The sequence below is a fragment of the Seohaeicola zhoushanensis genome, from assembly GCF_014656415.1.
In the GTDB taxonomy this organism is placed as follows: domain Bacteria; phylum Pseudomonadota; class Alphaproteobacteria; order Rhodobacterales; family Rhodobacteraceae; genus Seohaeicola_A; species Seohaeicola_A zhoushanensis.
The window spans coordinates 50343-73262 of the sequence record NZ_BNCJ01000011.1 but is presented as its reverse complement, the minus strand read 5'-3'; the positions used below and the strand labels follow the sequence as shown (position 1 = coordinate 73262).

18 protein-coding genes and 1 pseudogene are annotated in these 22920 nt (G+C 66.0%); 12 read left to right on the top strand and 7 right to left on the bottom strand.

Translation table 11 applies throughout. The annotated features are described in order from the left end of the window. Positions 1-8: 8 nt before the first annotated feature. The 4 genes from argE to IE266_RS17185 all read left to right on the top strand — a co-directional run bounded on the left by argE (position 9) and on the right by IE266_RS17185 (position 4841). Complete coding sequence (gene argE, locus IE266_RS17200; RefSeq protein ID WP_189681348.1) at positions 9-1175, top strand: acetylornithine deacetylase; 1167 nt, start codon at positions 9-11, stop codon at positions 1173-1175. Between the two features lie 4 nt (positions 1176-1179). Next, positions 1180-2346 carry a M20 aminoacylase family protein gene (locus IE266_RS17195; RefSeq protein ID WP_189681347.1) on the top strand — a complete coding sequence of 389 codons (1167 nt, stop codon included), beginning with the start codon at positions 1180-1182 and terminating at the stop codon, positions 2344-2346. Positions 2347-2403: 57 nt separating this feature from the next. Beyond that, the gene (locus tag IE266_RS17190; protein WP_189681346.1) at positions 2404-3570 is read left to right on the top strand and encodes a M20 aminoacylase family protein; all 1167 of its coding nucleotides are present in this window, start codon (positions 2404-2406) and stop codon (positions 3568-3570) included. Between the two features lie 107 nt (positions 3571-3677). Beyond that, a complete protein-coding gene (locus IE266_RS17185; RefSeq protein ID WP_189681345.1) occupies positions 3678-4841 on the top strand; it encodes a M20 aminoacylase family protein in 1164 nt (387 codons plus the stop codon). A gap of 55 nt (positions 4842-4896) precedes the next feature. Here IE266_RS17185 and IE266_RS17180 read toward each other — a convergent pair whose 3' ends face one another. From IE266_RS17180 to IE266_RS17165, 4 genes are read right to left on the bottom strand one after another with little or no spacing between them, the layout of a single operon-like run. Then, positions 4897-5937, bottom strand: a complete 1041-nt coding sequence (locus IE266_RS17180) for a glycosyltransferase family 4 protein (protein WP_189681344.1) — start codon at positions 5935-5937, stop codon at positions 4897-4899. Next, a complete protein-coding gene (locus tag IE266_RS17175; RefSeq protein WP_189681343.1) occupies positions 5930-7240 on the bottom strand; it encodes a 3-deoxy-D-manno-octulosonic acid transferase in 1311 nt (436 codons plus the stop codon). Before IE266_RS17175 ends, IE266_RS17180 begins: the two co-directional genes overlap by 8 nt. Next, the gene (moaA, locus tag IE266_RS17170; RefSeq protein WP_189681342.1) at positions 7240-8247 is read right to left on the bottom strand and encodes a GTP 3',8-cyclase MoaA; all 1008 of its coding nucleotides are present in this window, start codon (positions 8245-8247) and stop codon (positions 7240-7242) included. Before moaA ends, IE266_RS17175 begins: the two co-directional genes overlap by 1 nt. A gap of 52 nt (positions 8248-8299) precedes the next feature. Continuing rightward, complete coding sequence (locus IE266_RS17165; protein ID WP_189681341.1) at positions 8300-8995, bottom strand: DNA alkylation repair protein; 696 nt, start codon at positions 8993-8995, stop codon at positions 8300-8302. A 140-nt stretch (positions 8996-9135) separates the two neighbouring features. Here IE266_RS17165 and guaB point away from each other — a divergent pair, with 140 nt between their 5' ends. From guaB to IE266_RS17150, 3 genes are all read left to right on the top strand, one after another. Beyond that, a complete protein-coding gene (gene guaB / locus IE266_RS17160) occupies positions 9136-10584 on the top strand; it encodes an IMP dehydrogenase (RefSeq protein WP_189681340.1) in 1449 nt (482 codons plus the stop codon). Positions 10585-10588: 4 nt separating this feature from the next. Beyond that, complete coding sequence (locus tag IE266_RS17155) at positions 10589-11764, top strand: RsmB/NOP family class I SAM-dependent RNA methyltransferase (protein WP_189681339.1); 1176 nt, start codon at positions 10589-10591, stop codon at positions 11762-11764. Between the two features lie 172 nt (positions 11765-11936). After that, positions 11937-14159 (top strand): hybrid sensor histidine kinase/response regulator, encoded by a 2223-nt coding sequence (locus tag IE266_RS17150; RefSeq protein ID WP_189681417.1) that lies wholly within the window; start codon positions 11937-11939, stop codon positions 14157-14159. Between the two features lie 3 nt (positions 14160-14162). Here IE266_RS17150 and IE266_RS17145 read toward each other — a convergent pair whose 3' ends face one another. Beyond that, complete coding sequence (locus IE266_RS17145; protein ID WP_189681338.1) at positions 14163-14756, bottom strand: sulfotransferase family 2 domain-containing protein; 594 nt, start codon at positions 14754-14756, stop codon at positions 14163-14165. 190 nt (positions 14757-14946) lie between these two features. Between IE266_RS17145 and recA the strand changes: the two are divergent. The 3 genes and pseudogenes from recA to IE266_RS17130 all read left to right on the top strand — a co-directional run bounded on the left by recA (position 14947) and on the right by IE266_RS17130 (position 19078). Then, positions 14947-15974: pseudogene (gene recA / locus IE266_RS17140) on the top strand (recombinase RecA). 142 nt (positions 15975-16116) lie between these two features. After that, positions 16117-18789 carry an alanine--tRNA ligase gene (gene alaS / locus IE266_RS17135; protein ID WP_189681337.1) on the top strand — a complete coding sequence of 891 codons (2673 nt, stop codon included), beginning with the start codon at positions 16117-16119 and terminating at the stop codon, positions 18787-18789. 1 nt (position 18790) lies between these two features. Then, complete coding sequence (locus IE266_RS17130) at positions 18791-19078, top strand: DUF1330 domain-containing protein (RefSeq protein WP_189681336.1); 288 nt, start codon at positions 18791-18793, stop codon at positions 19076-19078. A gap of 79 nt (positions 19079-19157) precedes the next feature. On the opposite strand, the gene typA is transcribed toward IE266_RS17130, so the two are convergent. Beyond that, positions 19158-20978: a translational GTPase TypA gene (typA, locus tag IE266_RS17125; protein ID WP_189681335.1), complete on the bottom strand. Its 1821-nt coding sequence runs from the start codon at positions 20976-20978 to the stop codon at positions 19158-19160. 199 nt (positions 20979-21177) lie between these two features. Beyond that, positions 21178-21717: a hypoxanthine phosphoribosyltransferase gene (gene hpt / locus IE266_RS17120; protein ID WP_189681334.1), complete on the bottom strand. Its 540-nt coding sequence runs from the start codon at positions 21715-21717 to the stop codon at positions 21178-21180. 159 nt (positions 21718-21876) lie between these two features. Between hpt and IE266_RS17115 the strand changes: the two genes are divergently transcribed. Together IE266_RS17115 and IE266_RS17110 are read left to right on the top strand one after the other, a co-directional pair. Next, the gene (locus IE266_RS17115) at positions 21877-22326 is read left to right on the top strand and encodes a type II toxin-antitoxin system RatA family toxin (protein ID WP_189681333.1); all 450 of its coding nucleotides are present in this window, start codon (positions 21877-21879) and stop codon (positions 22324-22326) included. Positions 22327-22357: 31 nt separating this feature from the next. Further along, a complete protein-coding gene (locus IE266_RS17110) occupies positions 22358-22915 on the top strand; it encodes a DUF4453 domain-containing protein (protein ID WP_189681332.1) in 558 nt (185 codons plus the stop codon). The last annotated feature ends 5 nt before the right edge of the window (positions 22916-22920 follow it).

Sequence of the window (22920 nt, the reverse complement as noted above, 5' to 3'; positions counted from 1 at the left end):
AACACAAGATGACGGTAACACTCTCGGCGCGCGAGATTATGGAAAAGCTGGTCTCTTTCCCGACGGTCAGCCGGGAGACAAATCTGCCGCTGGTCGACTGGGTCGAGGACTACCTCAACTCGCACGGCATTCCGGCGCATCGTTACTACAAGCCGGACGAGCCCAAGGCCGCGCTCTTTGCGCATGTCGGCCCGTGGGAGGAGGGGGCGATCGTGCTCTCGGGCCATACCGACGTGGTGCCGGTCGACGGCCAGCCCTGGGAAAGCGATCCGTTCAGTGTGGTCGAACGCGACGGCAAGTATTTCGGGCGCGGCACCTGCGACATGAAGGGCTTTGACGCCATTGCCATCTGGGCGCTGGTCGAGGCGCACAAGCGCGGGGTCAAGCGACCGATGCAGCTGGCGCTCTCCTTCGACGAGGAGGTCGGTTGCACCGGCGCGCCGCCTATGATCGAGGCTATGCAGCCGGTGCTGCCCAAGGGCGCCGCGGTGATCGTGGGCGAGCCCTCGATGATGCAGGCCGTGACCGGTCACAAGGGCGGGCAGGGGTTCTGGGTCGATGTCTGGGGCTTCGAGGTCCATTCCTCGATCATGCACACCGGGGTCAACGCCATCATGGAGGCTGCGAAGATCATCCAGTGGGCCAACGAGGTGAATGCCGAGGAGCAGGCGCGCGAGCCGTCGCTGATCGCCTCGGCCTTCGTGCCGCCCTGGACCACGCTGCATTGTGGGCTGATCGAAGGCGGCACCGCCGCCAACATCACCGCCAAGCACTGCCGGTTCGACATCGGCTTCCGCGCCGTGCCGGATGCCGATATCGGCGAATGGGGCATGCGGGTGCGCCGCAGGATCGCCGAGGTCGAGGCCGAGATGCAGAAGATCCGCCCCGAGGCGCGGATCGACGTCGATGCCCGGTTTGCCGTGCCCGGCCTGCGCCCCGAGAAGGAAGGTGTGGCCGAGGAACTGGTCCGCTCGATCACCGGCGACAATGCGACCCATGTGGTCAGCTACGGCACCGAGGCCGGGCAGTTCCAGGCGGCTGGGTATTCCGCCGTGGTCTGCGGCCCCGGCGACATTGCCCAGGCGCATCAACCCAACGAATTCATAACCGTCGCCCAGTTCAACGCCGGCTGCGCCTTTGCCGACCGGCTGGTGACACGATTGCAGGAAGGATGACCCGATGCCGATCAAGAACCGCCTTGCCGAGATGCACGAGGAAATCACTGGCTGGCGCCGGCACCTTCATACCATCCCCGAACTGCAGTTCGACCTGACCAAGACCTCGGCCTATGTCGAGGAGCGCCTGCGCGAGATCGGCATTACCGCCATCACCACCGGTATCGCGCAGACCGGCATCGTCGCGGTGATCGAGGGCAGGACCAATACCTCGGGCCGGGTCATCGGCCTGCGCGCCGACATGGACGCGCTGCCGATCGAGGAGCAGACGGGGCTGCCCTATGCCTCGACCCATCCCGGCAAGATGCATGCCTGCGGCCATGATGGGCACACGGCCATGCTGTTGGGGGCGGCGAAATACCTGGCCGAGACGCGCAACTTCGACGGCAAGGTCGTGCTGATCTTCCAGCCCGCCGAAGAGGGCGGCGGCGGCGGCCGGGTGATGTGCGAGGAGGGCATGATGGAGCGTTGGGGCATCCAGGAGGTCTACGGGATGCACAACATGCCCGAGCAGGCAGCGGGCGAATTCCACATCCGCCCCGGAGCCATGATGGCCTCGGCCGACCAGTTCGACATCGTCATCACCGGCAAGGGCGGCCACGCCGCCGCGCCGCACCAGGCCATCGACACCAACCTCGTGGCCGCGCACTGCCTGATCGCGCTGCAGTCGATCGCCTCGCGCAATGTCGATCCGCTCGAGCAGGTGGTGGTCTCGGTCTGCACCTTCCGCTCGGACAATGAATCCCACAACGTGATCCCGCAGACGGTGCTGCTGCGCGGAACGGTGCGGGCGCTGGATGCCAAGGTCCGCGACCTGGCCGAGGAGCGTCTCAAGGCCATCGTCACCGCCACCGTCCAGGCCTATGGCGCCACCGCGCAGATCAACTATCAGCGCGGCTATCCGATCACTGTGAATGCCGAGGCCAATACCGATTTCGCCGCCGAAGTGGCCGAGGTCGTCACCGGCAAGGTCGAACGCAACACGCCGCCGATCATGGCGGGCGAGGACTTCTCCTTCATGCTGGAAGAGCGCCCCGGCGCCTATATCTTCCTCGGCAATGGCGAGGGGGCTATGGTCCATCACCCGAAATACAACTTCAACGACGAGATCATCCCGGTGGGCTGTTCGTGGTTTGCCGAAGTGGTGGAACGGAAGATGCCGGCCGCATAGCCCTCGGCTGTGCAGCCAGTGGGGACTCCATAGAGGTCATAGCCAAGGCGCCACACCATGCCCGTCAAGAACAGCATCGCCGACCGACTGCCTGCGCTGACCGCCATCCGTCGGGATATCCACGCCCACCCCGAGCTGCGTTTCGCCGAGCATCGCACCGCCGCGCTGGTTGCAGAACGGCTGCGAGAATGGGGATGTGACGAGGTGGTCGAAGGCATCGCAGGGACCGGCGTTGTCGGCGTGATCCGGGGCAGGACTACGACAAGCAACCGCGCTATCGGCTTTCGCGCCGACATGGACGCCCTGCCGCTGATCGAGCGCAGCGGGGTGGACCATGTCTCGACCATTCCCGGACGGATGCATGCCTGCGGCCATGACGGTCATACGACAATGCTGCTGGGCGCGGCACAATACCTGGCCGAGACGCGCAACTTCGACGGCACCGTGGTGCTTCTGTTCCAGCCCGCCGAAGAGGGAGGTGGCGGTGCGAAGGCGATGATCGCCGACGGGGTGATGGAGCGTTGGGGCATCCAGGAGGTTTACGGGATGCACAACTGGCCAGGGCTGCCAGTCGGGTCCTTCGCCGTGAAGGACGGTCCGCTGCTGGCCGCGGCCGACGGATTCGAGATCACCGTGCGCGGTGTCGGCGGTCATGGCGCCCGCCCAGCGCTGGCGGTGGACACGACGCTGGCCGCCTGCGCCGTGGTTATGGCGCTTCAATCGGTGGTGGCGCGCAATGTAGATCCGCTGAAGACGGCGGTGCTGTCGATTTGCGGGCTCGAGTCGGAGTCGACCGCCTATAACGTGATCCCTGACCGGATCGTGCTGCGCGGCACGACGCGGTTCTTCGACCCCGCGCTGCAGTCGCTCCTGGTGGAGAGGATCGAGACGCTCGCCGCTTCCACCGCCGCCGCCTATGGCGCCAGTGCCGAGGTGACCTATACCCGCAGCGTCGGCCCGGTGCTGAACGCGCCGGAGAACACCGCCCATGCGATCCGGGCGGCCGAGCTAGTGGCCGGCGAGGTAAATACGACGATCCGCCCCGACATGGCCGCGGAGGACTTCGCCGACATGCTGGCCGTGCGCCCCGGCTGCTACATGCTGATCGGCAACGGCCCCAGCGCCGACCTCCACAACCCCGCCTACGAGTTCAACGACGAGGCGATCCCGGCGGGCAGCAGCTGGTTCGCGACGCTGGCCGAACAGCGCCTGCCCTTCGCCTGATCCGTCGGCAGCTTCGGGCTTCCCTTGCGTTCCGCACGCGCGGCGCCGTTGACAACGCCGGATTCGGGCAGAGTATGCGCGGCAAGACTTAACCGAAAGGACCGATCATGCCCGTCAAGAACCGTATCGCTGAAATGCAGAGCGAAATCGCCGAGTGGCGCCAGGACATCCACGCCCATCCCGAAATCCTGTTCGAGACCCACCGCACCTCGGCGCTGGTGGCGGAGAAGCTGAAGGACTTCGGCTGCGACGAGGTTGTGACCGGCATCGGACGGACCGGCGTCGTCGGCGTGATCCGGGGCAAGAGCAACGCCTCGGGCAAGGTCATCGGCCTGCGCGCCGACATGGACGCGCTGCCGATCCATGAACAGACCGGCGTGGCCTATGCCAGCAAGACCGCAAACGCCATGCACGCCTGCGGCCACGACGGACACACGGCAATGCTGCTCGGCGCAGCGAAATACCTGGCCGAGACGCGCAATTTCGACGGCACGGTGGTGGTGATCTTCCAGCCCGCCGAGGAAGGCGGCGGCGGCGGCAAGGAGATGTGCGACGACGGCATGATGGACCGTTGGGGCATCCAGGAGGTCTATGGGATGCACAACTGGCCAGGCAAGCCGGTGGGCAGCTTCTCGATCCGGCCGGGCGCCTTCTTTGCGGCGACCGACCAGTTCGACATCAGCTTCGAGGGCAAGGGCGGCCATGCGGCCAAGCCGCATGAGACGATCGACACCACGGTAATGGCGGCGCAAGCCGTGCTGGCGCTGCAGACCATCGCCAGCCGCAACGCCGACCCGATCGACAAGGTCGTGGTTTCGGTGACCTCGTTCGAGACCTCTTCAAAGGCCTTCAACGTGATTCCGCAGAAGGTGCAGATCAAGGGCACGGTCCGCACCATGAGCAAGGAGATGCGCGACCTGTCCGAGCGGCGGATCAAGGAGATCTGCACCGGTATCGCGGCGACCTTCGGCGGCTCGGTCGAGGTGAAATACAACCGCGGCTACCCCGTCATGGTGAACCACGAAGAGCAGACCGAGTTCGCCGCCGAAGTGGCGCGCGCGGTTTCGGGCGGCTGCGAGGAGGCCCCGCTGGTGATGGGCGGCGAGGATTTCGCCTTCATGCTCGAAGAACGCCCCGGCGCCTATATCCTGGTCGGCAATGGCGATACTGCGATGGTGCACCACCCGATGTACAACTTCAACGACGAGGCGATTCCGGCCGGTTGCTCCTGGTGGGCCGAGATCGTCGAACGGCGGATGCCGGCGGCCTGACGCCGTCCGGCGCTCCTGCGCGCGCCTGCGCGCAGGTCGCCGCGCCCGCCGTCCCCTAGCGGGACCAGAGCATGTCGTAGACCGCGCCGATCCCCTCGGCCTCGGCGCGGGCGCTGAACTGTGCCTCGGCCACTTCGCGCGCGGCATCTGCGGCGGCCGCATATCGGGCGGGGTCGGACAGCAGTGCTCGGGCCGCTTCGGCAGCGGCGGTCGCGGCTTCCTGCGGAACTACCGTGCCGGTGCGTCCCTGCGCCGAGAAGGCGGTGTAATAACCGGCGTCAGAGGCCACGAAGGGCGTGGCGCAGGCCATGCCTTCGAGCGGGGCCATGCCGTAGCCCTCGTAACGGGGCAGCTGCATCACCAGCGACAGGGCCGGCATCAGCGCGGCCAGCCGCTCGGGCGGGATCTCTCCGATGAAGCGGATGCGGTCGGCCATCCCGGCCCGCTGCACCCGGTCCTTGAGCGTGAGGTCGAACTTCTGATGCTCGCGGCCCGCGCGCCCGACGACTAGGGCGGTCACCCGCGGCATCTCGGGCAGCAGCCGCAGCATCGCCTCGACGAAAAGGTCGGTGCCCTTCTCGGGGCGCACCCGGCCGACGGTGGCGATGCCCATGGTGCCGCCGTATCCCAGCGCGGCCCAGGCGGCGGCGCGGTCGGGGGCGGGGCGGAACAGGTCGGTATCGACCCCGTGCGGCACCACGGCGCGCACATGCGGCACAAAGCTTGCCGCCGCCTCGGTGGTGGCGATCACCGCGTCCATCCGCGAGATCAGCCAGCGCGGAAAGGCCGAGTGCCGGCGCTGGGCGGCCGAGGTGAAGACCAGCCGGATCGGCAGCTTCAACACGTCGCGCGCCCAGATGCCGGCGCGCATCTCGGGGTTGCGGCGCACATGCCAGATGGCGAAGGGCCGGCCCGGCGGGGTGGTGCCCGACAGGCGGCGCGCCTCGGCGAGCGAGATCGGCGCGGGGCAGCCGGGCAGGGGGTAGCCGACCAGCTTGAGGTCATGGCGGGCCACTTGCTGGCGGATGACGTTTGCCGCGGTGGCCGAGACGCCGGTGAAATTCGGGTTGAGGTTGGTGACGAAGAGGTCAGGCATCCGTTTCCCCAAGATCCAGCGCCCTGCAAAGCTGGTCGGCCAGCCCGTCGAGCGAGGCACCGCGTTCGGCTGCGAAATGGCGGGCGGCGCTGCGCGCCTGCGCCAGCCGGTCGGGATCGCCCAGCCAACGCGAGATGGCCTGTGCGAGCGCCTGTGCGTCGCTGACTTCCAGCGCCCCGCCCGCGGCGCGCAGCGGGGCGAAGGTTTCCGAGAAGTTCGCCACATGTGGCCCGGTCAGCACCGCCGCGCCAGCCTGCGCCGGCTCGAAGGGGTTGTGCCCGCCGATCATGGGCTTGAGCGAGCCGCCGAGAAAGACGATGGGGGCGGCGGCATACCAGGTGCCGGTCTCGCCCAGCGTGTCGGCGAGATAGACTTGCGCGGCGTCCGGCCATTCGTCCTTGCTGCGTCTGGCCTGTGCCATTCCGGCACTCTTGACGAGGTTCTCGACCTCATCGCCACGCTCCGGGTGGCGGGGCACCAGGATCATGCAGAGGTCGGGGCGCTTGGCCAGAAGCGCGCGATGCGCTTCCAGCACGATCTCCTCTTCGCCGGGATGGGTGGAACTGGCCGCCCAGACCGGACGCCCGCCCAGGCTCTGGTTCAGACGCGCCAGCACCGCCTGGTCGACGGGCAGGGGAGCGGAGGTCGACTTCAGGTTGCCTCCGGTCGAGACCCGCTCGGGATCGCCGCCCATCGTTAGAAGGTTCTCTGCCGCCTGTGCGTTCTGCGCCACCATCATCCGGAACGGGGCCAGCACGCGGGCCGAGGCGGCGGGGAAGCGGGACCAGCCCTTGACCGACCGTTCCGAAAGCCTTGCGTTCATGAGGGCCATGGGGATGCCGCGCTTGTCGGCCTCGGTCAGCAGTAGCGGCCAGAGTTCGCTTTCGACGAAGATCCCGGCAACCGGCCTCCAATGGTCGAGAAAGCGCCGCACCGGGCCGGGTGCGTCGAGCGGCGCGAACTGGTGGCGGCAGCGCGGCGGCATCCGTTTTGCCAGCATCGCGGCCGAGGTGGCGGTGCCGGATGTGATGAGGAATTCGTGGCCGGGCAGACGCTCGGCCAGCTTGCCTATCAACGTCAGCACCAACAGGCTTTCTCCGACGCTGGCGGCATGGAGCCAGACCAGCGGCGCGCTGGGGCGTGGCAGGCTTGGGCGGCCGTCCTTCTCGCCAAGCCGGGCCTCGGGCACCTGCGCTTCGCGCAGCTTTCGCGTGACCGAGCGCAGGAAGAAGGGCAGCAGGGCGGAGGTCAGCCAGCGATAGGCCGTCAGCGACAGCGGCTCCGCGGCGCGTGGGGGCGACATCAACCGCCCGTGTGGCTCATGTGACGCGACATCTGCCCGTCGAGCCGCTGGCGCGAATAGTCGAAGTCGTGGCCCTTCGGCTTGTGCGAAATGGCGGCGCGGATGGCGTCCTCGAGCGGCGCATCGCTGTCGGGATGCGCGCGCAGCGGGGCGCGCAGGTCGGCCATGTCTTCCTGCCCGAGGCACATGTAAAGCTCGCCGGTGCAGGTCAGCCGCACCCGGTTGCAGCTTTCGCAGAAGTTGTGCGAGAGCGGCGTGATGAAGCCGATCTTCTGACCGGTCTCTTCCAGCCGCACATAGCGCGCCGGCCCGCCGGTGCGCTCGGCCAGATCGGTGACGGTGTAATTCTGCGCATAGGCCGCGCGAACGTCACTCAAGGACCAGAACTGCCCGAGCCGGTTCTCGTTGCCGATGTCGCCCATCGGCATGACCTCGATCCAGGTCAGGTCCATGTCGCGCTCAGCGCACCACGCGGTGATGCGCGGCAGTTCCTCTTCGTTGAACCCCTTGAGCGCGACAGCGTTGATCTTGATCCTCAGCCCCGCCGCCTGTGCCGCGTCGATCCCGCGCAGCACCTGGGGCAGGCGGCCCCAGCGGGTGATGTCGGCAAATTTCTTCTCGTCCAGCGTATCTAGCGAGACGTTGATCCGCCGCACCCCCGCATCGCGCAACTCGGCCGCGTATTTCTCGAGCTGCGACCCGTTGGTGGTGACCGTCAGCTCTCTGAGTGCGCCGGACTCAAGGTGCCGCGTCATCGAGCGGAAGAAGGTCATGATGCCCTTGCGCACCAGCGGCTCGCCCCCGGTGATGCGCAATTTCTCGACGCCCAGCCGCACAAAGGTCGAGCACATGCGGTCGAGCTCTTCCAGCGTCAGCAGTTCCTTCTTGGGCAGGAAGGTCATGTTTTCGGACATGCAATAGACGCAGCGGAAGTCGCAGCGGTCGGTGACCGAGACGCGCAGGTAGGTGATCGCGCGGGCAAAGGGGTCGATGAGCGGTGCGTTCATGGTGCAGAACCTAAGCCTCGCGGGGGAAGGCGGCAAGGGGCCATGCACCGGATCAGCCGAGCAGCCGTCCGGCCTCCTTGCGGGCGAAGGGCTTCAGGCGCGCACCGTATTCGTCGAGGAAGGCCCGGGCGCGGGCCGGGGCGTGCTTGCCCAGGTCGCGCAGCCACCAGGCGATGGCCTTCTGGATGAACCAGTCACGGTCGTCGACATATCTGGCGGCCCAGCCCAGCACGCGGTCGCGGACGGCCAAATCGGCCTCCGACGGATGGTTCTGCTTGGTCCAGGGCAGGGTGATGACCAGCGCGGCGCGGCGGGTCCACATATGCTCGGAGCGAGTCCATTCCTCGACCTCATCGAGGCGTGAGGGGTCGGCCAGCAGTCGCCGCTCGCCCGCGTCGCAGGCGTGATCGGCGATGGCCCAGGCGTCGAAGGTGGGCACCCAGGAAACGATCAGCCGCCACACTGCCTCGTCGGGCCGGATGCGGGCCTGGGTCAGCAGCTTGGCCGCAAGGATGCGTGCCTCGTGGATGTCGCTTTGCCACAGGCCATCGGCCAGGGCGATCCGGCCTTCAAGGTCGGTCTGTGCGCGCAGGTCCTTGGCCAACTCGGTCAAGACCGGCACGGCGATGCCGAGATAGGCGCGTGGCACCTTGTGATAAACTAGCGCCTGCGCCGCCCGCTCGGGATCGGCGAGGGCATTCAGGCGCGACAGGCAGGCGCCGACGGGGTCATCTGAAAGTTCGGACATTGCCCCAATCTGCCCGTTCTTGCAGCCGGGGTGAAGAGCGGATCTTGCGGAACGCAGCCAGATATTGTGCCCCCCTTTCCCCCGTCGACAAACCGTGCGATAGGGTGGCCGCCAACGGGACACTGCTTGAGGATTCGGCGATGCAGATTCGTGAGGCGCTCACCTTTGATGACGTTCTACTGGTGCCGGCGGCAAGTTCGGTGCTGCCCTCGACGGCTGACACGCGCACCCGCGTGACGCGGTCGATCGCGATGAACATTCCCTTGCTTTCCAGTGCGATGGATACCGTGACCGAGGCGCGCATGGCCATCGCAATGGCCCAGGCCGGCGGGATCGGCGTGGTGCACCGCAACCTCGACATCCTGAAGCAGGCGGAAGAGATCCGCCGGGTGAAGCGCTTCGAATCCGGCATCGTCTACAACCCGATCACCCTGCGGGCCGACCAGACGCTGGCCGATGCCAAGGCCCTGCAGGAACGCTACAACGTCACCGGCTTCCCGGTGGTGGACGAGACTGGCCGCGTTGTTGGCATCGTGACCAACCGCGACATGCGCTTCGCCAGTGACGACCGCACCCCGGTCCGGGTGATGATGACCAGCGACAAACTCGCCGTGCTGGTCGAGCCGGCGGACCGTGACGAGGCGATCAGCCTGATGAAGGCGCGCCGGATCGAGAAGCTGCTGGTCACCGACAAGAACGGCAAGCTGACCGGCCTGCTCACTCTGAAGGACACCGAACAGGCGGTGCTGAACCCGACCGCCTGCAAGGACGCGCTGGGCCGCCTGCGGGTCGCCGCGGCCTCGACCGTGGGTGACGCGGGCTTCGAGCGGGCCGAGGCGCTGGTGGATGCGGGCGTCGACATGATCGTCATCGACACCGCGCATGGCCACTCCGAAGGCGTTGCCAAGGCAGTGGAGCGGGCCAAGAAACTTTCGAACGAGGTGCAGGTGGTGGCCGGCAACGTCGCTACGGGCGCGGCGACGCGAGCGCTGATCGACGCGGGCGCGGATGCGATCAAGGTCGGGATCGGCCCCGGTTCGATCTGCACCACCCGTATCGTCGCAGGCGTCGGTGTGCCACAGCTGACCGCGATCATGGATTGCGCTGCCGCAGCTGGCGATGTGCCGGTGATCGCCGACGGCGGCATCAAGTTCTCGGGCGACTTCGCCAAGGCGATTGCGGCAGGGGCCTCCTGCGCCATGGTTGGCTCGATGATCGCCGGGACCGACGAGTCGCCGGGCGAGGTCATTCTCTATCAGGGCCGCAGCTTCAAGAGCTACCGCGGCATGGGGAGCCTCGGCGCGATGGCGCGGGGTTCGGCCGATCGCTACTTCCAGAAGGACGCGGCTTCCGACAAGCTGGTGCCCGAGGGGATCGAAGGCCAGGTGCCCTACAAGGGCGCGGCATCGGCGGTGATCCACCAGCTCGTCGGCGGCCTGCGGGCGGCGATGGGCTATACCGGCTGCGCCACCATCGACGAGATGCGCAAGAACTGCCAGTTCGTGAAGATCACCGGCGCCGGACTCAGCGAAAGCCACGTCCACGACGTGACGATCACCCGCGAAAGCCCGAACTACCGGGCGATGTAAGCGCATGACCCCCGCAGCGCGGGTGCAGGCGGCCATCGAATGCCTTGACCGGATCCTTGCCGGCGCACCCGCCGAACAGGTGCTGACCGCTTGGGGGCGGGCCAGCCGCTTTGCCGGTTCGGGCGACCGGGCGGTGGTGCGCGATCATGTCTTCGACGGCCTTCGGGCGCGACGTTCTCTGGCGGCGATTGGCGGCGGCGAGACCGGGCGCGGCATCATGCTCGGCCTTCTGCGCCGCAACGGGGAGAACCCGGAAAACCTTTTTACCGGAGGCGGTTACGCGCCGGAGGTGATGTCGGCCGAAGAGCGCTCGGGCGGGCGGGAGCCCGTGCTGGGGGCCGAGGCTGCCGACATTCCGGACTGGCTCTGGCCGCGTTTCGAGGCCAGCCTTGGCGACGAGGCCCTGGCGGCGGCCGAGGCCCTGAAACACCGCGCCCCGGTGCATTTGCGCGTGAACATCGCCCGAACCGATCCATCGGGCGCGATTGCCGCGCTGGCCAGGGAGGGTATCGCCGCGCAACCGCATCCCGCCGCGGCGACCGCGCTGGAAGTGACCGAGGGGGCGCGCAAGCTGCGCAATGCCGCCGCCTATCGCGACGGACTTGTCGAACTGCAGGATGCCGCCTCGCAGGCAGTGGTCGAGACTTTGCCGCTGAAGGACGGGATGCGCGTGCTCGACTATTGCGCCGGCGGCGGGGGCAAGACGCTTGCCATCGCCGCGCGCGGGCGGTTCGACCTTTTCGCCCATGACGCCGCGCCACAACGGCTGAACGATCTGCCGGCACGGGCAGAGCGGGCTGGCGCTCGGATCAAGTTGCTGGACACCAAGGCGCTGAAACGGGCGGGACAGTTCGACCTGATCCTCTGCGACGTCCCCTGTTCGGGCAGCGGCTCGTGGCGGCGCGCACCGGATGGAAAATGGCGCCTGACCGAGGCGCAACTGACCGGCTTGCTTGTCACGCAGGCCGCGATTCTCGATGAGGCGGTTGCCCTGTTGGCGCCCGGAGGCTTGCTCGCCTATGCGACGTGTTCGGTGCTGCAGGATGAGAATGAAGAGCAAATCCAAAGATTTGCGGCGCGCAATTCAACTCTTTCGCCGGTGTTCCAGAAGCGTTGGTCGCTGACCGGCGGAACCGACGGCTTCTTCGCGGCGCATCTGGCCTGGGCCACCACGGCGTGAAATCCCTTTACGCGCATTCGCGGGGGTTAACGAAAGATTAACGAATTTGGCGTGAACCTTCAGGAGAGCGAATCCATCACGGAGCCTTGCCCGAGTGTCCCTGCGTCCGGACCGGCCATTGGATATCAGCCAGCCCGTTCCGCCATCGGCACGGGTGCTAGTGCTGGTCCTGATGGCGGGAAGCATCCTTGGCGTCACCTTGCTGCTGCGGCCGCCCGATCCGCTCCCCAACGCCGGTATGGTCCTTGGACTGACGTTCGCGCTAGTCGCCGCCGCCGTCGCATTGCGACAAGCTGCCATGCGATACGGACGCCGCAAGACGGCTGATCTGTTGGACAACATCATCGGGCGGGATGCGAGGCCAAGCCTTGTAGCCGATGGCGAGGGGGCCATCCTGTGGCGCAACGCCGCCGCGGAGCGGCGCTTTTCCGACAGCGGCTGCGACAGCCTCACCGGCACGCTGCGCGGCCTTTTTGCCAATCCCGCTTCGATGATCTACCGGTTGCAGGCTCGTGCCCGGCGCGAAGGCGCGCTGCGTGAAGAAGTCATCCATCGGATAGGGCATTTGCGTATTTCGGTTCAGGCGCTGGCAGGCGGTTTCCTCTGGCGGATCGAGGATTTCGCCGATCCAGACAACGCCAACCGCAACGCCGAGACCCTGCCGGTGCCGATGCTGACCCTGGATCGCTCGGGTCGCGTGCATTTGACGAACGAGGCCGCGCGCAGGCTGGCCGGCGGTCCGATCAATTCGCTCGAAGCACTATTCGACTCGTTGCCGGTGATGCCCGGTGCGATCAACCGCATCCGCACGGCTGATGGCTTGAAGGAGGTGATCGTCAGCGAGGGCGAGACAGGACCGGGACGTCGCGTGCTATGCTTGCTGCCGATCCTGCGCGAAGCGGCCCCCGACCATGCGAGCGTGTTCGAAACGATCCCGGTGCCGATGCTCAAGATCGCGCCATCGGGTCGCATCCTTGCTGCCAACACTCTCGCTATGGCGTTGATCGGAGCTGAGATCGGGCCGGAAACGAAGATGGAAGCGGTGATGGAGGGGCTTGGCCGTCCGATTGCCGATTGGCTCGAAGCGACGATTGCGGGCGGCCAAGCGAACAATTCCGAGTTCCTGCGGCTCAGCCGGACCGACAAGGAAATCTTCGTTCAGGTCACGCTTAGCCGGGTTACGGAACGCGGCGAGACGAGGCTGATTGCTGTGCTGAGCGATGCAACCGAACTCAAGACGCTCGAGGCGCAGTTCGTTCAAAGCCAGAAGATGCAGGCCATCGGCCAACTCGCCGGCGGCGTGGCGCATGACTTCAATAACCTTCTCACCGCGATTTCAGGGCATTGCGACCTGTTGTTGCTGCGGCACGACCAGGGCGACCCGGACTATGGCGACTTGGTGCAGGTCAACCAGAATGCCAATCGCGCTGCCGCGCTGGTCAGCCAGTTGCTGGCCTTCTCGCGCAAGCAGACACTGCGCCCCGAGGTCATCGACTTGCGCGACACGCTGGCTGACCTGACCCACCTGCTGAACCGGCTGGTGGGTGAAAGGGTCACGCTGACGCTGCGCCATGACCCGGTGCTCAGCCCGATCCGCGCGGACAAACGACAACTGGAACAGGTGCTGATGAACCTCGTCGTCAATGCCCGTGACGCGATGCCGGAGGGCGGCGAGATCCGGATCGAGACCGAGATTGCCACCCTGGCGCACCCCCTGCAGCGAGACAGGGCCACGGTTCCACCCGGTGAATATGTCTGTGTGCGGGTGATCGACGGGGGCACCGGGATCGCTCCGGACAAGCTGTCCAAGGTCTTCGAACCCTTCTACACCACCAAGCGCACGGGAGAGGGTACCGGGCTGGGGCTTTCCACGGCCTATGGCATCGTCAAGCAGACCGGCGGGTATATCTTCGTCGACAGCGTGCTGGGCGAGGGGGCGTCGTTCACCATGTATTTCCCAGCTCATCGGTGCGAGGTGCAGCCGGTGCCGACCGCCGCGCCGCCAAAACGCCCAGCCCAACCGAAACACGGCGTCGGCGTGGTGCTGCTTGTCGAGGACGAGGCACCCGTGAGGGCCTTTGCCAGCCGGGCGCTGCGCCTGCGCGGCTATACCGTGCTCGAGGCAGAATCGGCAGAGGAAGCGTTGCGCACCCTCGAAGACCCGGAACTGGCGGTCGACATCTTCGTCACCGACGTGGTGATGCCGGGTATGGATGGCCCGAGCTGGGTGCGTGAGGCTTTGAAAGCGCGGCCGAATGTCCGGGTCGTCTTCGTCTCGGGCTATGCCGAGGGCGCCTTCGACGGCGGCTTGGTGTCAGTGCCCAACTCGGTTTTCCTGTCCAAGCCATTCTCGCTGAACCAGCTGACCGAGACCGTGCACCAGCAGCTGCACTGAGCCTCAGGGAATCGACTCGTAGAGTTCGAATTCCGCCGCGCATTTCCGCCGCAGGCGGTCTTCCACCTTCGGCGACAGTACGAGATCCATTGCAGGCGAGACATTCTCGCGCGCGGTCACCGGACGCCGGCCAAGCCGCGCTTCTAGAAACGCGTCGAGCCGCGCGGGCGCCTCGTAGCGGAACAGATGCGTGACCCGCGCGCCCTTGGGATGCGGTTCGAGGAACTTGGTCTGGCTGCCGACATCGGCGAAGCCCGGCCTGTCGCCGCTCATCCAGGCTTCGACGAAGTCGTCGAAACTCAGGTCATGGGTGCCATTGGGATGCCCGGACATGGCGGGCCGGCGCCGGTAGCGATACCAGCTGCCAAGCCAGCTTATGGGTTCGCGCACCACCGCCATGGTTTCCATGTCGACACCGCAGACCTTGTCGAAGATCGGACGAAAGAAGCGGTGATAGCGATAGTTGGAGGCGTGCTTGAGGTCCGGCGGGTTGGAAACAACCATGTCGGCGCGGTCACGTAGCGCGGATTCATAGGCTGTCGTACCGGTCTTGGGCACCGAGAGAAACACCAGCCTTTCGGCATGGAAAACCAGCATCTGCGCTCCCAGGCGAATAATTCGGACCAGAGTGGTCTACGTAAACCACTCCTTAACCCTGACCGGAAAAACTGGCGGTGGGAAGATTTAGATTGAAATGTTCTCCTTTTGGTCCTAACTGGAACAAGAGGCGAACAAAGCAGCGATTGCCGCCCCGCGCAGGGTGTGACAATAAGATAGGGAACAGGACATGGCGGATCTACTCTCGATGGACAACCGGAAGAACTCCGACAAGCAAAAGGCCCTTGATAGCGCGCTGGCGCAGATCGAACGCCAGTTCGGCAAGGGCTCGATCATGAAGCTCGGGTCAGCCGGCGCGATCACCGAGATCGAGGCCAGCTCGACCGGTTCGCTGGGCCTCGACATCGCGCTCGGCATCGGCGGCCTGCCGATGGGTCGCATCATCGAGATCTATGGCCCGGAAAGCTCGGGCAAGACCACGCTGACGCTTCACTGCATCGCCGAACAGCAGAAGAAGGGCGGCGTCTGCGCCTTCGTCGACGCCGAGCACGCGCTCGACCCGCAGTACGCCCGCAAGCTGGGCGTCGATATCGACGAGCTGCTGATCAGCCAGCCCGATACCGGGGAACAGGCGCTCGAGATCACCGATACGCTGGTGCGCTCCGGCGCGGTCAACATGGTCATCGTCGATTCGGTCGCGGCGCTGACGCCGAAGTCCGAACTCGAGGGCGACATGGCCGATTCGAGCGTCGGCGTGCAGGCCCGCCTGATGAGCAAGGCCATGCGCAAGCTGACCGGCTCGATCAGCAAGTCGCAATGCATGGCTCGCCCGAGACGACGACCGGCGGCAACGCGCTCAAGTTCTATTCCTCGGTCCGCCTCGACATCCGTCGTATCGGTTCGGTGAAGGACCGCGACGAAATCGTCGGCAACGCCACCCGCGTGAAGGTGGTCAAGAACAAGGTCGCCCCGCCGTTCAAGCAGGTGGAATTCGACATCATGTATGGTGAAGGCATCTCGAAGACCGGCGAACTTCTAGACCTGGGCGTGCTGGCCGGCGTGGTGAACAAGTCGGGCGCCTGGTTCTCATACGGGGACGAGCGCATCGGCCAGGGCCGCGAGAACGCCAAGCAGTTCCTGCGCGACAACCCGGTCATCGCCTCGGCCATCGAGGACAAGATCCGCGCCAGCCACGGGCTCGACTTCGACATGACCGGCGGCCCCGACGGTGAAGACGACGATGTGATGGAGGGCTAATCGCCCCGCCACTGATCCCACAGGACAAGGCAGGCACCGCGCCTGCCTTGTTGCGTTTTGGGGCGCGCGGCGCGTCAGCCTGTGGACAGGGCGGGGGCAGGGGGATAAACCACACCAACCCGCAAACCAGAGCCCGAACACAATGATCTCCCTGAACGACATCCGGTCCACCTTCCTTGGCTATTTCGAACGTCAGGGCCACCGGGTCGTGGCCAGCAGCCCGCTGGTGCCGCGCAACGACCCGACGCTGATGTTCACCAACTCCGGGATGGTGCAGTTCAAGAACCTCTTCACCGGTGTGGAGACGCGCGACTACAAGCGCGCGACCACCGCGCAGAAATGCGTGCGCGCCGGCGGCAAGCACAACGACCTCGACAACGTCGGCTATACCGCGCGCCACCATACCTTCTTCGAGATGCTCGGGAACTTCTCGTTCGGCGACTATTTCAAGACCGACGCGATCCCCTTCGCCTGGGAACTGATCACCAAGGATTTCGGGATCGACAAGAACCGCCTCTATGTCACCGTATACCATACCGATGACGAGGCGGCCGAGATCTGGAAAAAAGTCGGCGTGCCCGAGAGCCGGATCATCCGCATCGCCACCAATGACAACTTCTGGATGATGGGCCCCACAGGCCCCTGCGGCCCATGCACCGAGATCTTCTTCGACCACGGCGACAAGTACTGGGGAGGCCCTCCGGGGTCGCCGGAAGAAGACGGCGACCGTTTTGTCGAAATCTGGAACCTCGTGTTCATGCAATACGAACAGTTCGAGGACGGCTCGCGCCGGGAGCTCGCTGCGCAGAGCATCGACACCGGCATGGGGATCGAGCGGGTAGCGGCGCTGCTGCAGGGCACCAATGACAACTATTCTACCGACCTCATCCGCAGCCTGATCGAGGCCAGCGCCCATGCCACCAGCAGCGACCCCGACGGGCCGGGCAAGGTGCATCACCGGGTGATCGCCGACCACCTGCGCTCGACCTCATTCCTGATGGCCGACGGCGTGATGCCGTCCAATGACGGCCGCGGCTACGTGCTGCGCCGGATCATGCGCCGCGCCATGCGCCACGCGCACCTGCTGGGCGCCAAGGATCCGCTGATGCACCGCCTGGTGCCGGCGCTGGTCCGCCAGATGGGCACGGCCTATCCGGAACTCGTCCGCGCCCAGGCGCTGATCGAAGAGACGCTGAAGCTTGAGGAAACTCGCTTCAAGACGACGCTCGACCGTGGCCTCAAGCTGCTCGACGACGAGATCGCCCTGTTGGGCGAGGGCAAGGAGCTGCCGGGCGAGGCGGCCTTCAAGCTCTACGACACCTACGGCTTCCCGCTCGACCTTACCCAGGACGCGCTACGCGAGAAGGGCATGACTGTCGCAACCGAGGGCTTCGACGAGGCCATGGCCGCCCAGAAGGCGCAGGCCCGCGCGGCCTGGGCCGGCTCGGGCGAGGCCGCCGACGCCACCGTCTGGTTCGACGTGGCCGACAAGCACGGCGCGACCGACTTCCTCGGCTACGACACCGAGAGCGCCGAGGGCCAGGTCGTAGCCATCGTCCGCGACAACGCGGCGGTGAAGGAACTCGGGGCCGGCGAGACCGGCTGGATCGTGCTGAACCAGACGCCGTTCTACGGTGAATCCGGTGGCCAGGTGGGTGACACCGGCAACCTTTGGCGGCTCGACAGCCAGACCGATCGCGTCTGGGTCAGCGACACCAAGCGCATGGCCGGTGGCAAGCTGGTCGCACATTACGTCGAGAACGTGCCCGCTGGGGCCAAGCTCTCGGTTGGCGATCCGGTCGGCGTCGAGGTCGACCATGCCCGCCGCAGCGCGATCCGCGCCAACCACTCGGCAACCCACCTGCTGCACGAGGCGCTGCGCGAGGCGCTTGGCGATCACGTGGCACAGCGCGGCTCGCTCAACGCGGCGGACCGTTTGCGCTTCGACTTCAGCCACAACAAGGCGATGAGCCGCGAGGAACTCGATGCGGTCGAGCGCGAGGTCAACGCCTTTATCCGCCAGAATACCCCCGTCGAAACCCGGATCATGACGCCCGATGACGCCCGCGCGCTTGGCGCGCAGGCGCTGTTTGGCGAGAAATACGGCGACGAGGTGCGCGTGGTCTCGATGGGCCGCGCCGATACCGGCAAGGGGACGGACGGCAAGACCTATTCACTGGAACTCTGCGGGGGCACCCATGTCATCCGCACCGGCGATATCGGCGCCTTTGCCCTCACCTCCGAGTCGGCTTCCTCCGCCGGCGTTCGCCGGATCGAGGCGCTGACTGGCGAGCTGGCGCTGGCCGAACTGCGCGCGCGCGATGCGCGTCTTGCCGAGGTCGAGGCACTGCTGAAGGTTGGCCGTGACGAGGTCATGTCGCGCCTCAAGGCACTGCTGGATGAACGCAAGGCTCTGGCCAATGAGGTTGCCCAGTTGCGCCGCGAACTGGCGATGGGCGGCGGTGCGTCGGCCGGGACCGAGGCGCAGAAGATCAACGGCGTTGCCTTCCACGCCCAGGTGCTTTCGGGCGTCTCGGGCAAGGATCTGCCGGCGCTGATCGATGAACACAAGGCTCGGCTCGGCTCGGGCGCGGTGCTGCTGATCGCCGATACCGGCGGCAAGGCAGCGGTCGCGGCCGGCGTGACGGCCGATCTGACCGGTACGCTCTCGGCGGTTGACCTGGTGCGCGCCGCGGTCGAGAAACTGGGCGGCAAGGGTGGCGGTGGCCGCCCCGACATGGCACAGGGCGGAGGCGCGGACGTTGCCAACGCCGCCGAAGCGATCAAGGCCGCAGAAGCGGTAATTGGAGAATAGAATGCCGGCACTCTGGATTGCCCACGTAACCGTTACCGACGAAGACGCCTACTCGAAATACGCCAAGCTTGCGACCGAGGCGATTGCCGCCCACGGCGGCAAGTTCATCGCGCGGGGCGGGCGTTTCGTCCAGCTCGAAGGCCGTGCCCGTCCGCGCAACGTGGTGGCGACCTTCCCTTCGGTCGAAGCCGCGGAAAGCTGCTACAATTCCGAGACCTACCAGGCGGCGTTGAACCACGCCCGCGGGGCCTCGGAGCGCGAGCTGCTGATCGTCGAGACCAGCGAGTAATCCTGTCGCCGAGGCGGCAAGCCGAAATGCAAAAGGCCGGGACACTGTCCCGGCCTTTTTCATTCTCTGGTCTGGCCGCTTAAGAGGCGGCCTTCGAGGCCCGCTTGCGCTCGTGCGGGTCGAGGTGGCGCTTGCGCAGGCGGATCGAGTTCGGCGTGACCTCGACCAGCTCGTCATCGTCGATATAGGCTATGGCCTGTTCCAGGGTCATGGTGATAGGGGTCGTCAGGCGCACCGCCTCGTCCGTGCCCGAGGCGCGGATGTTGGTCAGCTTCTTGCCCTTGAGCGGGTTCACCTCGAGGTCGTTGTCACGGCTGTGTTCGCCGATGATCATGCCCTCGTAGATTTGTTCCTGCGCGCCGATGAAGAGGCGGCCGCGTTCTTCCAGGTTCCAGAGCGCGTAGGCGACCGAGACACCGTTCTCCATCGAGATCAGCACGCCGGCGCGGCGGCCGGGGATGGCGCCCTTGTAGGGCGCCCAGCTGTGGAACACGCGGTTCAGCACGCCGGTGCCGCGCGTGTCGGTCAGGAATTCGCCGTGATAGCCGATCAGGCCGCGCGAGGGGACCAGCGCGATGATGCGGGTCTTGCCAACGCCGGCGGGCTTCATCTCGACCAGCTCACCCTTGCGGGTGCCGGTGATCTTCTCGATCACCACGCCGGAATAGTCGTCATCCACGTCGATGGTGACTTCTTCGATCGGCTCCATCCGCTGGCCGCCTTCGTCGCGCAGGATCACCTGCGGGCGCGAGATCGACAGTTCGAACCCTTCACGGCGCATGTTCTCGATCAGAACGCCCATCTGCAGTTCGCCACGGCCGGAGACCTCGAAGGCCTCGCCACCGGGGGTGTCGGCGACATGGATCGCGACGTTGGTTTCGGCTTCCTTCATCAGGCGGTCACGGATGACGCGCGACTGCACCTTCTTGCCGTCTCGGCCCGCCAGCGGCGAGTCGTTGATGCCGAAGGTCACGGTGATGGTCGGCGGGTCGATCGGCTGGGCCGGGATCGGCGCGGTGATCTCGGGGGCGGCGATGGTGTCGGCAACGGTGGCCTTGCTCATGCCGGCCAGGGTGACGATGTCGCCGGCCTCGGCCACGTCGATTGCGGTCTGCGACAGGCCGCGGAAGGCCAGGATCTTGGTGATGCGGAAGTTCTCGATCAGGCTACCATCGCGGGCCAGGGCCTTGACGCTGGCGCCGGTGCGCAGGGTGCCGGTCTCGACCCGACCGGTGAGGATGCGACCGATGAACGGGTCGGCGGCCAGCGTCGTGGCCAGCATCGAGAAGGGCTCGTTCCGGCGCGCCACCTGGGAGGGGATGGGGACGTGCTTGACGATCAGGTCGAAGAGCGCGCCCAGGTCCTTGCGCTCGCCTTCGAGCGTGTCGTCGGCCCAGCCGGCGCGGCCCGATGCGTAAAGCGTCGGGAAGTCGAGCTGGTTGTCATCGGCACCGAGGTTGGCGAAGAGGTCAAAGCATTCGTCCAGCGCACGGTCGGGTTCGGCGTCGGGCTTGTCGACCTTGTTCAGCACGACGATGGGGCGCAGGCCGAGGGCCAGCGCCTTGGATGTCACGAACTTGGTCTGCGGCATCGGGCCTTCGGCGGCGTCCACCAGCAGCACCACGCCGTCGACCATCGACAGGATCCGCTCCACTTCGCCGCCGAAGTCGGCGTGGCCGGGGGTGTCGACGATGTTGATGCGCACGCCTTTCCATTCGACCGAGGTGGCCTTGGCGAGGATAGTGATGCCGCGTTCACGTTCGAGATCGTTGGAATCCATCGCCCGTTCGGCAACGGCCTGGTTTTCCCGGAACGCGCCGGATTGCTTGAGCATGGCATCGACCAGGGTGGTCTTGCCGTGGTCGACGTGTGCGATGATCGCGATGTTGCGCAGATCCATGGTTCGGCCTTTTGTGGGATGTGTTGCGCGGCGCATACAGTGCAGGCGCAGAAAAGGCCAGCCCAAAGGGGGCTGAAAGGTTCTTACGTCCGGTCGCAGTAGAAATCCTGCGATGATTTCGGCCTGTTTTCCGGCGCGGAAAACAGGCGGCGTTCAGTGGCGGGGGCGAATTCCTCGAAGGAAAACGGTCTGCCACACCTTAGTCGATAAAGCGCACCTTGCCGATGCAGGGCAGGTTTCGGTTCCGCTGGGCGAAGTCGATGCCATAGCCGACGACGAATTCGTCCGGGATCTCGAAACCGATCCAGTCCGCGCGGAAATCGACCTCGCGGCGCGAGGGTTTGTCGAGCAGCGCGATGGACTTGAGTTTGCGCGGCTTGCGGCTTTTGAGCAGGTTGATGACATGGCTCAGTGTATAGCCTGTATCGACGATATCCTCGACCACCAGCACGTCACGACCCTCGATTGCGCCGCGCAGGTCCTTGAGGATGCGCACTTCCCGGCTGCTCTCCATCGCATTGCCATAGGAGGAGGCTTCGAGGAAATCGACTTCGATCGGCAGGTCCAGCTCGCGCACCAGGTCGGCGATGAAGACGAAGCTGCCGCGCAGCAGACCGACGACCACAAGCTTGTCGGTGTCCGAGAACTCCGCCTTGATCTCGCGGCTCAGCGCTTCGATTCGAGCGGCGATGGCCTTGGCCGAGATCATCTCGTCGATCACGTAAGCCCGGTCCGGCATTCTGGCATCCCCAGTTGAGCGGGGCGAGGCGCCCGCAGGCGCCAGACTTACAAGCAGGGCCCGGACAATTCCAGCCGCTGCGTCGAAATGGCCGCGGCCCTTGAACTTTGCGCCCATAAATAGGACATCAGCCCCGACCCAACACGAGCCGCCGACCCGATGACCAGACACGCCGAGACCCGCCAGCTGCCCTATGATGCCCGGCAGATGTATGACCTGGTGGCCGACGTGGCGAAATACCCCGAGTTCCTGCCCTGGTGCGCCGCCGCGCGTATCCGCTCGACCCGCGAAGAGGGGGAGAAACAGGTGATGGACGCCGACTTGGTGATTTCCTTCAAGGTCTTTCGCGAACGCTTTGGCAGCCGGGTGACGCTCTGGCCGGCAGATCTGCGGATCGACACCGAATACCTCGACGGTCCCTTCAAATACCTGAAGTCCACCTGGGTCTTCACGCCCACCGATACCGGATGCACCGTCTCCTTCGATGTCGATTTCGAGTTCCGAAACGCGATCCTGCAGAAGGTGATCGGCGTCGTCTTCAACGAGGCGATGCACCGCATCGTGCGCGCCTTCGAGACGCGCGCGGCGCAGCTTTACGGCACCGCTTGACGCAAGGCCCTGCCGGGGCGAGAGTTTCGCCATGCGCCTGCTTGCCCTGCTCCTGATGCTGCTTCCACTTCCGGCCTTCGCAATCGAAGGCTGCGAGGATGTCTGGTTCACCCGCAACCTGCTGATGGACCGTGCCGGCTATTGCTTCACCTCACCGCTCGGCCAAGCGATCTTCGACAATTCCGATTGCACCACGCAGACGGTGACCCTCGGCGAGGCTGCCCAATCTACGATTGCCCGGATCGTCTCTCTCGAGGCCGAACATGGCTGTCGCGTCGACACCAACCGCACCTGGCTCGACATGCCGGACATGGCCTTTCGCAAGGTGCTGACCGATCTGCCGATACGGATGGACGGGCAATGGGGCTGCCTCGGCTGGACCGGGCCGGTGACACCGCTCTACTATGGCTATCACGAGCCGCTGCACCCTATCGGTCAGCTTTCGCCCGGCGACTACGTCATGTTCGAACACGAAGCGGTCGGCGACTGGGTTTATGTCGTGGCGCAGGCGCCTGTCTGGGGGGCGTTCCGCAGTGCGGGATGGCTGTACTGGCCGGGACGCACTCCCTGCGCATCCGAGGCGGGATAAGCGGC

Bases quoted from the DNA above. Each gene is read 5' to 3' on its own strand.
- hpt (WP_189681334.1), bottom strand. From the start codon at position 21,717: ATGCCGGACCGGGCTTACGTGATCGACGAGATGATCTCGGCCAAGGCC.
- IE266_RS17150 (WP_189681417.1), top strand. From the start codon at position 11,937: ATGGCGGGAAGCATCCTTGGCGTCACCTTGCTGCTGCGGCCGCCCGAT.
- moaA (WP_189681342.1), bottom strand. From the start codon at position 8,247: ATGAACGCACCGCTCATCGACCCCTTTGCCCGCGCGATCACCTACCTG.
- alaS (WP_189681337.1), top strand. From the start codon at position 16,117: ATGATCTCCCTGAACGACATCCGGTCCACCTTCCTTGGCTATTTCGAA.
- IE266_RS17185 (WP_189681345.1), top strand. From the start codon at position 3,678: ATGCCCGTCAAGAACCGTATCGCTGAAATGCAGAGCGAAATCGCCGAG.
- IE266_RS17115 (WP_189681333.1), top strand. From the start codon at position 21,877: ATGACCAGACACGCCGAGACCCGCCAGCTGCCCTATGATGCCCGGCAG.
- IE266_RS17165 (WP_189681341.1), bottom strand. From the start codon at position 8,995: ATGTCCGAACTTTCAGATGACCCCGTCGGCGCCTGCCTGTCGCGCCTG.
- IE266_RS17145 (WP_189681338.1), bottom strand. From the start codon at position 14,756: ATGCTGGTTTTCCATGCCGAAAGGCTGGTGTTTCTCTCGGTGCCCAAG.
- IE266_RS17180 (WP_189681344.1), bottom strand. From the start codon at position 5,937: ATGCCTGACCTCTTCGTCACCAACCTCAACCCGAATTTCACCGGCGTC.
- typA (WP_189681335.1), bottom strand. From the start codon at position 20,978: ATGGATCTGCGCAACATCGCGATCATCGCACACGTCGACCACGGCAAG.
- IE266_RS17195 (WP_189681347.1), top strand. From the start codon at position 1,180: ATGCCGATCAAGAACCGCCTTGCCGAGATGCACGAGGAAATCACTGGC.
- IE266_RS17175 (WP_189681343.1), bottom strand. From the start codon at position 7,240: ATGTCGCCCCCACGCGCCGCGGAGCCGCTGTCGCTGACGGCCTATCGC.
- guaB (WP_189681340.1), top strand. From the start codon at position 9,136: ATGCAGATTCGTGAGGCGCTCACCTTTGATGACGTTCTACTGGTGCCG.
- IE266_RS17110 (WP_189681332.1), top strand. From the start codon at position 22,358: ATGCGCCTGCTTGCCCTGCTCCTGATGCTGCTTCCACTTCCGGCCTTC.
- IE266_RS17130 (WP_189681336.1), top strand. From the start codon at position 18,791: ATGCCGGCACTCTGGATTGCCCACGTAACCGTTACCGACGAAGACGCC.
- argE (WP_189681348.1), top strand. From the start codon at position 9: ATGACGGTAACACTCTCGGCGCGCGAGATTATGGAAAAGCTGGTCTCT.
- IE266_RS17190 (WP_189681346.1), top strand. From the start codon at position 2,404: ATGCCCGTCAAGAACAGCATCGCCGACCGACTGCCTGCGCTGACCGCC.
- IE266_RS17155 (WP_189681339.1), top strand. From the start codon at position 10,589: ATGACCCCCGCAGCGCGGGTGCAGGCGGCCATCGAATGCCTTGACCGG.